Raw genomic sequence first — 10,998 nt, 5'->3', positions numbered from 1 at the left:
CTAAAAAGTGGTCGATGCCAATCCGTAACTGGACGTCTGCTCTGAATCGTTTTATGATTATGTTTGATGACCGTATCAGTAAGCATTTAATCTAAATGGCAGTTACACAGAATCTGGGATGGTCTCGTATTATATCAAGCTACTGACCCGCCGCATCTCTTCTAAACGTCCACGTCTTATCATCAGACGCCTCGATGCAGTAATAATATCCTGCCAAATCAAACTGCTTTAGCTGTTCAGCATTGGTCAGCTTATTGTCTGCTGCATATTTGACCATTAGTCCACGTGCTTTTTTAGCATAAAAGCTAATCACTTTGTATTGACTGTTTTTCTCGTCTTCAAATCGTGGCGTAATGATATCTGCCTTCAGTGCTTTTTTCTTTACCGCCTTAAAGTATTCATTAGAAGCCAAATTAACCAATGTTTTGTCATCGCTGTCAGCCATACGCGCATTGATAACATTAGTGACTTCCTCGCCCCAAAACTCATAAAGATTGTCACCGCGCTCATTTTTCAGCTTGGTGCCCATCTCTAAACGATAAGGCTGGATCAGATCGAGCGGCTTTAGTACTCCATACAATCCAGACAAAATGCCTAAGTGCTCATTGATATAAGTAGCGGTATCTTTGTCCATATGATACATATCAAGCCCAGTATAGACATCACCATCGAATAAATAGCCTGCAGGCTTGGCGGCATTATCAGAGTCATCATTATTAAACGGTTGCTCTTCGCTCCAATGCCATTGTTGATTGCGCGTGGCATTAAGCTGAGCCAGATCGTCAGATATACTCATTAGCTCTTGTAGGTCAACGGGCTCTTTTGACTTCAGTACTTTCATCAGTTCTTGTGAGCGTTCGATTAGCTCGGGCTGACTATAATAGTTGCCTAAATTTAATGGTATAGCATCTGTTTCGTTCAGGGATTTTGCAGGGGAGAGCAAAAAATACATGGTTATTCCTTATTATAATGAATCGATGACGGGTTTTTTCGAGTGTCAAGTATTCTTATTATACGGTATGCATGGGTGGAACTTGACTTCACCTTGATTATTTTGTGTTTATTGACGTTATTTGTTTAATAAAAGAATGGATTTAGAATTAGGAAATAAATGGAGTTAAGCCTGTATCTATAAGGGTTAAGCGTTTTTCGGAAAAATAAAAGGCTTTAATATACCAACAAAAAGTATGCCAATGGTGTAAATACCTAAATTTTTATTTTACTTGTGGGTCATCATTAGACAATGAAACTTGACGAACGATATCTCTATAATAAAAAGGCATGATGGTAAAGTAGCTATCATTTATTAAATTGATAACCTTTGGTCGCTGTAATGGATTAATCATGATCAAAGGGTTTTGTCCCCTGTGCTTTTTAGATGTGCGTTGAGGGTATTAAAGGTAGTCGTGAGACGTAAATATAGTCATTGGACGTAAGTAAGGAGACGGTATGAAAATCGGTGTAATCAGTGCAGATATCACGAGCGAGAGCCGTGTAGCCATAACCCCAGACGCAGTCAAAAAATTGCGTAAACTTGGGTTTGAAGTCGTCATTCAGTCAGGTGCAGGCCAAGCAGCATACTATGCTGATGAGTTGTATCAGGCTGCGGGTGCCGACATTGCCAGTAGTCGTACCGAGGTGATTACCCAGTCTAAGATTATTACCACCGTCAATGACCTACCAGCGGAAGCCACTGAAAGCTTATCATCTGGTCAGATCGTCATTGGCATGCTTGACCCGTATCGCAACACTCAGCTTGACACTTATGCAGCCAAAGGCGCGACAGTCTTTGCGATGGAATTATTGCCTCGTACACTGTCACGCGCACAGAATATGGACGTATTGTCGTCACAAGCCAACCTTGCTGGTTATAAAGCCGTATTGCTCGCGGCCAATGAGTATTCACGTCCTTTCCCAATGTTTATGACTTCAGCAGGTACGGTTAAGCCAGCTAAGGTCGTTATCCTAGGTGTTGGTGTTGCAGGTCTACAAGCGATTGCGACAGCCAAGCGTTTGGGTGCAGTGGTAGAAGCCAGTGACTTACGTCCGACCGCTCGCGAGCAAGTGGAATCACTCGGTGGTAAATGGCTTGATGTGCCGATGAGTGCAGAGGAGGCTGAAACAGCTAAGTCTACCGGTGGTTATGCATGGACGCCATCAGAGCAATATGTCAAAGATCAAGCAGCTGTCGTAGATAAAGCGCTCAGTAATGCTGACATCGTTATTACCACGGCGCAGATTCCTGGTCGTAACGCACCGCGTTTGGTACATGGCGCAACGCTTGCCAAAATGAAGGCAGGTTCTGTACTGATCGATATGGCGGCTGGTACCGGTGGTAATGTCGAAGGCAGCGTGCCTAACGAAACCATCACCACAGACAACGGCGTACGTATCGTTGGTGCCGCCAATATCCCTTCACAGCTCGCCGCACAGTCTTCAGATTTGTATGCCAATAACCTTGTTAACTTTATTACGACATTGATTGCACCTGCTGGCGATGACGCATCAGCCAGCTTGGCACTTAACTTAGACATGGAAGACGAGATTCAGGGCGCACTGGCAGTGACACATGACAGTCAGGTACGACTAGCCAAACGCTAATTTAAACAGTCTATTACCACATATTTTGTCACTACACATTTGCCAGTAATGAATAAATTTTTAGGAGGATTAGATGATTGCCACTATTTTAGCTGCAGCGCCAGCCGGTGCGGCCATGAGTAGCACACCATTTGTAGCGATTTTCACTGTATTTGTGCTCGCTATTTTTGTCGGATACTACGTGGTTTGGGGCGTTACGCCTGCATTACATACGCCATTGATGGCGGTAACCAACGCTCTATCAAGTATCGTCATCGTGGGTGCGATGCTACAGACCGTCACGATTGATGGTTCAATGTTTACACCGACCAGTTTGCTTGGTGCCTTTGCGGTATTTTTAGCCAGTATCAATATCTTTGGTGGCTTTGCTGTGACTGAGCGTATGCTTGCGATGTTCAAACCGAAAGTGAAAAAAGCACCAGTAGCAACCACTGATGCCGGAGGTGACGCATGAATGATTTCTCAGCAATGATTGCAGCAAATGCAGATTGGTTCTATCTAGTCGGCGCTATCCTCTTTGTCTTAACGTTACGTGGTTTATCTAGCCCAAAGACAGCGATTCGCGGTAACCGTTTTGGTATGGCAGCGATGGCGATTGCCGTTGTGACAACCTTCTTTTTAGCAGAAGGCCCTGTGCTTTGGTTGATCATCGGGGCGATGGTGTTGGGTGCCCTTGTTGGTATGTGGAAAGCGAAAACAGTCGCAATGACCCAGATGCCAGAAACGGTTGCTTTGATGCATTCATTCGTCGGTTTAGCAGCGGTTGCGATTGCACTTGCGACGGTATTACACACTGAACAGCAGCATGGTGCCGTTGCTCGCATCGAGCTATTTATCGGTTGCTTCATCGGTGCGATTACGTTCTCAGCCTCAGTCTTTGCCTTTGGTAAATTGGCAGCGAAAAGTTGGGCGAAAACATTGGTTGGGGGCTGGGTAAAACCGGTTCAAGCGCTACTATTCATTGCGATGATTGGTTTCGGTGGGGTGTATTTCGTCACTGACTCACTACCAGCATTTTATGCGATGGCAGTGATTGCCGTTATCTTTGGTTGGATGTGGATTGCGCCAATCGGTGGCGGTGACATGCCAGTAGTCGTATCACTACTGAACTCATTCTCAGGTTGGGCAGCAGCAGGTATTGGTTTTACGCTTGGCAACTCGATGCTGATTATCGCAGGTTCACTAGTCGGTTCATCAGGTGCGATCTTGTCTTACATCATGTGTAAAGCCATGAACCGCTCACTACTTAATGTCTTGTTTGGTGGCATGGGCACGTCAGCTGTGGCAGCAGGCGGCGATGATGGGGCACCGAAGAATTACAAAGCAGGCTCAGCAGAAGACGCAGGGTTCCTGATGTCTAATGCCAGTAGCGTGGTCATCGTACCAGGTTACGGTATGGCGCAAGGCCGTGCACAGAATGCAGTAAAAGAGCTATATGAGTTGTTAAAAGAAGAAGGTGTTAACGTTCGCTTTGCTATCCATCCAGTTGCTGGTCGTATGCCAGGTCATATGAACGTACTGTTGGCTGAAGCTGATGTCCCTTATGATGATATTTTAGAAATGGACGAGATCAACTCAGACTTTGCGAGTACAGATGTGGTCTTGGTCATCGGTGCGAACGACGTTGTGAACCCATCTGCGAAAGATGATCCTACTTCTCCAATCTTCGGTATGCCGATTCTAGAAGTCAGCAAAGCCCAGACGGTTATGGTTATCAAGCGTTCAATGAGTACCGGTTATGCAGGTTTGGATAACAGCTTATTCTACATGGACAAAACGATGATGATCTTTGGTGATGCTAAGAAAATGGTAGAAGAGATGGTACGTACTATCAATGGCGGCGGTCATTAATCTCTAAGCTATGTTTTTAACCATTATTATTTGCAGATAAGTTTTAGATAAAGAAAGTCACTGAGGTGGCTTTTTTTGCGTTAAAGTGGGCGACATTTATGAGCCGACTATAGACTGAGGTCGTTTACAATTATGGTCAGTTTCTAATGATCACAAAATTAACTGTGCTTTGTGTACTCACTATACGATTTGCGCTTGATTAACCTTTCAGCCCATCTGAATTGCTTTAACGATAGACAATCACCAATTATAAATACGATGAAATAAGAGAAAGATTTATGAACATGTTACTGCGCTTTTTTATTATGGTTAGCTTACTTAAACAACAGCTCAAGCATCAATCGACGAGCGAAATTATCAGTCTAGAGACATTGACTGCACCGACCGTCCGTCATTATCGAATTTTGCCCCACGATATGGGATTTCGCGATCATTTACCCAATTATCGTTATTTATCATTTATCGAGCTAAACGTCACACGCTGGGTAAAGGCGTGCTGTCACCAAAAAGGCATTAAACCGTTGAATTGGGTGATTGCCATGCAAGAGATGATTTATCTGAAGCAAATTAAATTTTTGGATAAAATGACGCTTAGCAGTGCAGTTGCAGGATGGGATCATAAGTATGTGTATTTTGAGCATCGGTTCTTTGTTAAAAATCAGCTGATGGGCGTTGGGATGACCAAGTTTGTTTTTACAGACAGTAAAGGTATGCGCACTCCAGAAGTATTAGACATGATGGGCGAGCAATTGACAGATACGATTAACACATGGAATGAGCACCAAGTCGCGGTAAAATCGACTAAATCAGCCTAAGCCATATCGCAAAACAGTATTGAAACCCAGTATTGGAAAATAGCAGCGTAAAATAACTTGGCTATAATCATTTGCTGAATTTTGGTAGGATAGAGCCCATCAAGTCGTCAGTATTAGGACGATAGCATCGTTTTTAATATGATGATTCTCAAAACGACTAAAAATAAGGTACCGCTATGACACCACAAAAATTAAAATGGACAGACAGCTTAGATATCGCGATTGAGCTTTATGAAAAATTCCCAGAAACAGATCCACAGTATATTCGTTTTACTGATTTGCATCGCTGGGTAACTGAGCTTGAAGGCTTTGATGATGATCCACAAAAATCAAATGAAGGCATCTTAGAAGCCATTCAAATGAACTGGATTGATGAAGCCGATTAATCGATTTGATCTGCCAGCATTGCCATAAACAGAAAATCAAATAAACAGATAGAAAAGGCCGCATCATGACCTCACAAATTAAAGAGCTACCAGAAGCGCTAGCTTGTCGCGGTATCAGCGTTCGTACCACTAATAACGCTGAGATAAGCCATGACACTGCCAAACTTGGAAGATTATGGCAGAAGTTTTATCAAAATCACGCGGGTGAACTCCCTGAAGGTGAGGACATTTATGGTGTCTACCACAACTACGAAAGCGATGATCTGGCAGGAGCCTTTGACGTTGTGGCCAGTTGGAAAGTAGCCAGCGAGCAAGATGCACAATCCGAAAGCGACAGTGTGGCCAATGCTAGTAATGTAGTGACGGTTGATATTCCTGCAGGAAAGTACTTGGTATTTTCTGAAGAAGGTTACATGCCTAACACTGTGATGAATGCATGGGAAAGTGCTTGGGAATATTTTAATACGGCAGACTGTGAGCATACCCGCACTTTTAATGTAGACTTTGAGCATTATATCGGTGGTAACTTAGAATACGGTCAAGTTGATGTCTATATTGGTATTGAATAAAGCTATTAATTGACTTAAGTAACTTAAGCTGATCAAGCCATTTTTGATAAAATAATGACAAAAAAAGCGCTAACCTAAATTAGGTAGCGCTTTTTCTTTAGATAGATGTAATCAATTAGACAGTCGCAATTAATACCACATTCAATCTAACAACAAATTCTCCAATATCCCTTCATAAATTTGCGCCAGTTTACCCAAATCGTCGACTTCTACTTTTTCATCAACTTGATGAATCGTTGCATTACGCACACCCAGTTCGACGACTTGGGCACCAGTTGGCGCAATGAAGCGTCCATCGGAGGTTCCACCAGAAGTCGATAGGGTGGTGTCGACATCGGTCACTTTTTTGATGGCGTTCTGACAGGCTGAAACCAGTTTTCCTTCAGGGGTCAAAAACGGCTGACCAGATAATTTCCAATGAATATCGTAGCTCGCTTTGCTATTGACAAAGTGCTTATCAAAGATAGCATGCGTTTTTGCCTTTAGTTCATCTTCAGTGGTTTCAGTTGAAAAACGGAAGTTAAAGACCACGTTTAGCGTTTCAGGAATGACATTGGTTGCGCCTGTACCGCCATTGATATTTGATATTTGCAATGAGGTGGCTGGGAAGTAATCATTGCCATTGTCCCATGCGGTAGACGTCAGTTCAGCAAGGGCAGACATCGCCGCATGAATCGGATTAGATGCCAGATGTGGATAGGCGACATGGCCTTGTTTGCCTGTAACGGTAAGCTCTGCACCTAGTGAGCCACGACGACCGTTTTTGATAATATCACCTAACGTATCGGTACTTGATGGCTCACCAACGAGACAGTAGGTGATTTTTTCTTGACGCTCTTCTAGGGTCTCGATTACTTTGACTGTACCATTAATTGACGGGCCTTCTTCATCTGAAGTAATTAAAAAAGCAATAGAGCCATTATGCTCAGGATGATTGGCGACGAAGCGTTCGGCTGCAACAGTAAAAGCTGCAATACCAGTTTTCATATCGGCGGCACCGCGTGCCCATAAATACCCATCAGCGATAGTTGGAGTAAACGGAGGGTAGGTCCAGTTTTTCTCATCACCCGTTGGCACGACGTCAGTATGACCAGCAAAGCAAATCACTGGATCGGTAGTACCGCGGCGTGCCCACAAGTTTTTAACTTCGGCATGTTCGCCGCTTTGTTTTCTATCACCAAAATACATAAACTCGCAATCAAAGCCTGCTTGTTCTAACCGTGCTGACAACATATCTTGGCAACCATCGTCATCGGGCGTCACTGAAGGGCGCTCTAACAGTGCAATACTTAAATCTAAGGTTTCTTGCTGATGAGTTGTTCGTTGAGACGCGCTTGATTGGTTATGAGGGTCAGACATAGATAAGCCTTTTATATAATAAATTAAGATGGTAAATATAAATAAAGAATAGAGGATAAATGCTAAACGGCTACTTCGACAAAGGGTACAAGACCATCACGGCGCATCCAAGTAGCGATAGAGTAGCGTTGGCGATGCGCAGTTTGTACTTGATGACGTAAATCACTGTCGAAAATGATCAGTCTATTGGCAACTGGCATCACTTCATGGTGCGTGCCATGCTTATCAACGATTTCTAGTGCGCCGCCGTCAGTTGCTTCCCAATCATCATTGAGATAAAACACTGCCGAAATAATACGTTCATCACGTCCAGCAGGGTTGTCACTGTGCCATTGATAGCCAAAGCCAGTCGGATAACACGCATAATGCGCTTCACTATGGCGAATACCAGCGAACAAACTAAGATTGAATAGCGAGGCCAAAGCATTGATGCTTTGTAGATAGTAATAGCCTGCAAAAAAATCTTCAGTAATCCAGCGTATTCTATCACCGCGAATATCACTGATGCGAACACCAGCGGTCAGCTCTGCATCACGATAGTCAATAAAACCGCTTTCTGCTTGTAGTGCCAATAAGGCAGTACTATTGAATACGTCATCAATGATGAGCCAGCCGTCAGTGACAAAGGTATCAAGCTGTTTATCCGTCAGCTTATCTTCCCAGTTAACCGTAAAGTCAGACATCTGCAATACGTGCTGAGTAGGAATTTCTTGGCTATCATTATGAGTATCTGGCAGCAGTAATGGTGGATTATCCTGACCTATCGGATGATCAACGAACAACGCTGTCTTGTTAAGGTTGCTAATAATCTGTGTCATTTCATCTCATTATTATCAATCAGCTGTCAATATACCGTCATTCAATGCGTTTTTATTGAAAGCACTTACTAAAACCACATTATCTTTTACTCTGCCTATGCTACCATAGATGCAATTTTTCTTATTTAAACTTTTGAGATTATGAACTATAAACACGCCTACCACGCTGGTAACTTTGCTGATGTGGTTAAACACATTTTATTGGTACAACTGCTTAATCAACTGGGGCAGAAAAACAAACCTTTTTATGTGCTTGACGCTTATGGCGGTCGTGGACTGTATTCACTAAGCAGTGAAGAAGCGCGCAAAACAGGTGAGGCCAAAGGCGGTATTCAAGCTTTTCTAAAAGCAGATACCGAAAAAGCCCCAGCTGCTGTCAAAGATTATATGGAAGGCATTAAGCAAGCCAAATTCACTTACGACAATAAAGTCTACCCTGGTTCGCCATGGTGGGTGGCCCATCACGTCGAAAAAACCGCCGCTAAAAAGCCTGATGCTGGCGTGCGTGCTGAGGCTTTTGAAGCCAAAGCGACTGAATACGATGCGTTGAACTATCAGCTACATAAGTTGCCAATTGGTATCCAGCATCGTGATGCTTTTGAAGGTATTACCGCTGTTATTCCACCAAAAGAAAAGCGCGGTTTGATTTTCCTTGATCCTCCTTATGAGCAAGAGCACAAAGATTTTACGCGCCTGATCGACTTATTAGTCGCGGCTTATAACAAGTGGCCACAAGGAACTTATGCGCTTTGGTTCCCAATCAAAAACATCGAAGCCGTAGAGCTCTTCTATAAAAAGCTCAAACGTACTGAAATGAGACGTCAGCTGGTTTGTGAGCTAAACATTTATCCTAATGATGTTGCGGTTGGTCTGAACGGTACCGGTCTACTGGTTATCAATCCGCCATGGCAGTTTGATAACCATGCACGCGAGATATTACGTTTCTTACAGCCAGTACTAAAAGTAGAAGACGCGCCAAACTTGACGCCTGATAGTGCGACCAATGTGCGCTGGCTCGTCGGCGAATAGCAATAACGGCCAATAAGGATATTAAGATGACGACTCAGCCACCTATCGGCCAGCCGAATAATGCACCTTTGAATAATTCATCGTTAAACGACGGCTCGTTGCAAGACAATGCAGCGACTCAGCCACCGTTTATTGATGAGCACGAATTTAATATTCGCCTAGCGGATAACGACAGCTATGATGGTTTGACATTTGAGGTGATTGAAGCTGAAGTAGCCGAAGGTAAGCGAGTAGTTAGTCGCGGTGTTTATTTGGCACCCAATCTGATCACTACCTTGTCGCTACTGTCAGGCTTTTACTCGATTTTGGCGAGTACCCAAGGCGAGTTCTATAAAGCGGCTTTGGCTATTTTTTTATCCGCTATTCTTGATGGCGCAGATGGACGTGTCGCACGTATGCTCAATGCGCAAAGTCCATTTGGTGAGCAATACGACTCTTTAGCAGATATGCTAGCGTTTGGTGTTGCCCCTGCTATTTTGATTTATAGCTTCGCTTTAGAGCCATTGGGTCGTATCGGCATTGGCTGTGCGTTTGTCTTTACCGCTTGTGCTGCTTTTCGCCTTGCACGCTTTAATGTTCAGGTTGGCATCGTCGATAAAAAGTACTTTGTTGGTTTGGCAAGTCCGCTTGCTGCTATATTGGTGACATCTGCTGTGATGGTTGCAGTCGATCATAACGAGTGGATTGGTCAATACGATACAGCTGTCATGCTACTGTTTGCGGCTTGGGTCGTGACTTGTGGTCTACTGATGGTCAGTAATGTCAAATACTACAGCTTTAAAGAATTTGACAAAAAGAAAGTACCTTTTGTAGTGCTTATCATTGGAGTGCTAGTCATGAGCATCGTGCTCTATGATATCCCTGTTGGTATCTTAGCGATCGGTATTATCTATGCGTTATCAGGTATCGTGACTACGATTAAAACGAAAGTGAAAAGTTAAACGCTGTATTTAGACTTTATATAAGGGAACTTACTGTCAGGTAAGTTCCTTTTTTAATGCGCTCTATATACTGCTGAAGTACGTCAGCCACTATAAAAAAGCTAAATCTATAGATATAAAAGACAGTATTTAAAGTTTGATAGTGATAACAATAGGTTAGGTTGATACGATATCACTAATAGAAAATAACAGAGATTATTTATAGAGTTTCCTTGTTTTCTATCTAAAACTCCGTATAATGCCACCCAGTCGAAAGGGAAGTGGGTTACTGATTTGGACGATATAAATTGTTTGAATTAAATATAAAATACTTCTTGACTAAATAAATATAGCGTCTATAATACGCACCTCATCAAGACGAGCTGGAAGTAGCTGGTGTGTAATTACACATTAATAACCCAGTTAACTTGTTGAAACGAATTAAAAAAAGAAGTTGACAGACTATTAAAACATGATATGATGGTCAGCTCGCTAAATAGGATAAGCCACATTGGCTAACTTATTTAGTTTGAAATACTAGCACTGGACGACAGTGTCAGACATTATTTAAAAGCATAACTAAAGAACAACTTGTGTGGATTTTTGCTGATTCAGAATGCTAAAAAATAAAGTTGACTATCTTTTCTTTT

At 42.9% G+C, this 10,998-nt stretch carries 11 protein-coding genes; 8 read left to right on the top strand and 3 right to left on the bottom strand.

Annotation, left to right across the window (positions count from 1 at the left end; all coding sequences use genetic code 11):
• Window positions 1–139: 139 nt before the first annotated feature.
• Window positions 140–952 (bottom strand): peroxide stress protein YaaA, encoded by an 813-nt coding sequence (gene yaaA / locus JMX63_RS13895; RefSeq protein WP_201573060.1) that lies wholly within the window; start codon window positions 950–952, stop codon window positions 140–142.
• 497 nt (window positions 953–1,449) lie between these two features.
• Here yaaA and JMX63_RS13890 point away from each other — a divergent pair, with 497 nt between their 5' ends.
• The 6 genes from JMX63_RS13890 to JMX63_RS13865 all read left to right on the top strand — a co-directional run bounded on the left by JMX63_RS13890 (window position 1,450) and on the right by JMX63_RS13865 (window position 6,222).
• Window positions 1,450–2,601 carry a Re/Si-specific NAD(P)(+) transhydrogenase subunit alpha gene (locus tag JMX63_RS13890; protein WP_201573057.1) on the top strand — a complete coding sequence of 384 codons (1,152 nt, stop codon included), beginning with the start codon at window positions 1,450–1,452 and terminating at the stop codon, window positions 2,599–2,601.
• A gap of 115 nt (window positions 2,602–2,716) precedes the next feature.
• Window positions 2,717–3,055, top strand: coding sequence for a proton-translocating transhydrogenase family protein (locus JMX63_RS13885; RefSeq protein ID WP_197707696.1), 339 nt, complete (start codon window positions 2,717–2,719; stop codon window positions 3,053–3,055).
• On the top strand, window positions 3,052–4,452 hold the full coding sequence (locus JMX63_RS13880; RefSeq protein ID WP_101204835.1) for an NAD(P)(+) transhydrogenase (Re/Si-specific) subunit beta: 1,401 nt from the start codon (window positions 3,052–3,054) through the stop codon (window positions 4,450–4,452). The genes JMX63_RS13885 and JMX63_RS13880 overlap by 4 nt, the downstream gene beginning before the upstream one ends.
• 278 nt (window positions 4,453–4,730) lie before the next feature.
• Window positions 4,731–5,267 (top strand): acyl-CoA thioesterase, encoded by a 537-nt coding sequence (locus tag JMX63_RS13875; protein ID WP_201573054.1) that lies wholly within the window; start codon window positions 4,731–4,733, stop codon window positions 5,265–5,267.
• Between the two features lie 176 nt (window positions 5,268–5,443).
• Complete coding sequence (gene iscX, locus JMX63_RS13870) at window positions 5,444–5,653, top strand: Fe-S cluster assembly protein IscX (RefSeq protein WP_021812734.1); 210 nt, start codon at window positions 5,444–5,446, stop codon at window positions 5,651–5,653.
• Window positions 5,654–5,718: 65 nt separating this feature from the next.
• Window positions 5,719–6,222, top strand: a complete 504-nt coding sequence (locus tag JMX63_RS13865; RefSeq protein WP_201573051.1) for a GyrI-like domain-containing protein — start codon at window positions 5,719–5,721, stop codon at window positions 6,220–6,222.
• 141 nt (window positions 6,223–6,363) lie between these two features.
• Here JMX63_RS13865 and dapE read toward each other — a convergent pair whose 3' ends face one another.
• The gene (dapE, locus tag JMX63_RS13860; protein WP_201573048.1) at window positions 6,364–7,581 is read right to left on the bottom strand and encodes a succinyl-diaminopimelate desuccinylase; all 1,218 of its coding nucleotides are present in this window, start codon (window positions 7,579–7,581) and stop codon (window positions 6,364–6,366) included.
• 62 nt (window positions 7,582–7,643) lie between these two features.
• Entirely contained in the window at window positions 7,644–8,399 is a 756-nt protein-coding gene (locus tag JMX63_RS13855) for a 2OG-Fe(II) oxygenase (protein WP_201573045.1), read from the bottom strand.
• 141 nt (window positions 8,400–8,540) lie between these two features.
• Between JMX63_RS13855 and JMX63_RS13850 the strand changes: the two genes are divergently transcribed.
• Together JMX63_RS13850 and pssA are read left to right on the top strand one after the other, a co-directional pair.
• The gene (locus tag JMX63_RS13850; RefSeq protein ID WP_057758888.1) at window positions 8,541–9,428 is read left to right on the top strand and encodes a 23S rRNA (adenine(2030)-N(6))-methyltransferase RlmJ; all 888 of its coding nucleotides are present in this window, start codon (window positions 8,541–8,543) and stop codon (window positions 9,426–9,428) included.
• Between the two features lie 26 nt (window positions 9,429–9,454).
• Window positions 9,455–10,369: a CDP-diacylglycerol--serine O-phosphatidyltransferase gene (gene pssA, locus JMX63_RS13845; protein ID WP_227511196.1), complete on the top strand. Its 915-nt coding sequence runs from the start codon at window positions 9,455–9,457 to the stop codon at window positions 10,367–10,369.
• The last annotated feature ends 629 nt before the right edge of the window (window positions 10,370–10,998 follow it).

Origin of the sequence: Psychrobacter nivimaris, assembly GCF_904846365.1 — a bacterium.
Lineage (GTDB): Bacteria > Pseudomonadota > Gammaproteobacteria > Pseudomonadales > Moraxellaceae > Psychrobacter > Psychrobacter nivimaris_B.
Note: the sequence above shows the minus strand (reverse complement) of the source record. Positions and strands in the feature narration are given on the sequence as shown.

Bases quoted from the DNA above. Each gene is read 5' to 3' on its own strand.
- yaaA (WP_201573060.1), bottom strand. From the start codon at position 952: ATGTATTTTTTGCTCTCCCCTGCAAAATCCCTGAACGAAACAGATGCT.
- JMX63_RS13890 (WP_201573057.1), top strand. From the start codon at position 1,450: ATGAAAATCGGTGTAATCAGTGCAGATATCACGAGCGAGAGCCGTGTA.
- JMX63_RS13885 (WP_197707696.1), top strand. From the start codon at position 2,717: ATGAGTAGCACACCATTTGTAGCGATTTTCACTGTATTTGTGCTCGCT.
- JMX63_RS13880 (WP_101204835.1), top strand. From the start codon at position 3,052: ATGAATGATTTCTCAGCAATGATTGCAGCAAATGCAGATTGGTTCTAT.
- JMX63_RS13875 (WP_201573054.1), top strand. From the start codon at position 4,731: ATGAACATGTTACTGCGCTTTTTTATTATGGTTAGCTTACTTAAACAA.
- iscX (WP_021812734.1), top strand. From the start codon at position 5,444: ATGACACCACAAAAATTAAAATGGACAGACAGCTTAGATATCGCGATT.
- JMX63_RS13865 (WP_201573051.1), top strand. From the start codon at position 5,719: ATGACCTCACAAATTAAAGAGCTACCAGAAGCGCTAGCTTGTCGCGGT.
- dapE (WP_201573048.1), bottom strand. From the start codon at position 7,581: ATGTCTGACCCTCATAACCAATCAAGCGCGTCTCAACGAACAACTCAT.
- JMX63_RS13855 (WP_201573045.1), bottom strand. From the start codon at position 8,399: ATGACACAGATTATTAGCAACCTTAACAAGACAGCGTTGTTCGTTGAT.
- JMX63_RS13850 (WP_057758888.1), top strand. From the start codon at position 8,541: ATGAACTATAAACACGCCTACCACGCTGGTAACTTTGCTGATGTGGTT.
- pssA (WP_227511196.1), top strand. From the start codon at position 9,455: ATGACGACTCAGCCACCTATCGGCCAGCCGAATAATGCACCTTTGAAT.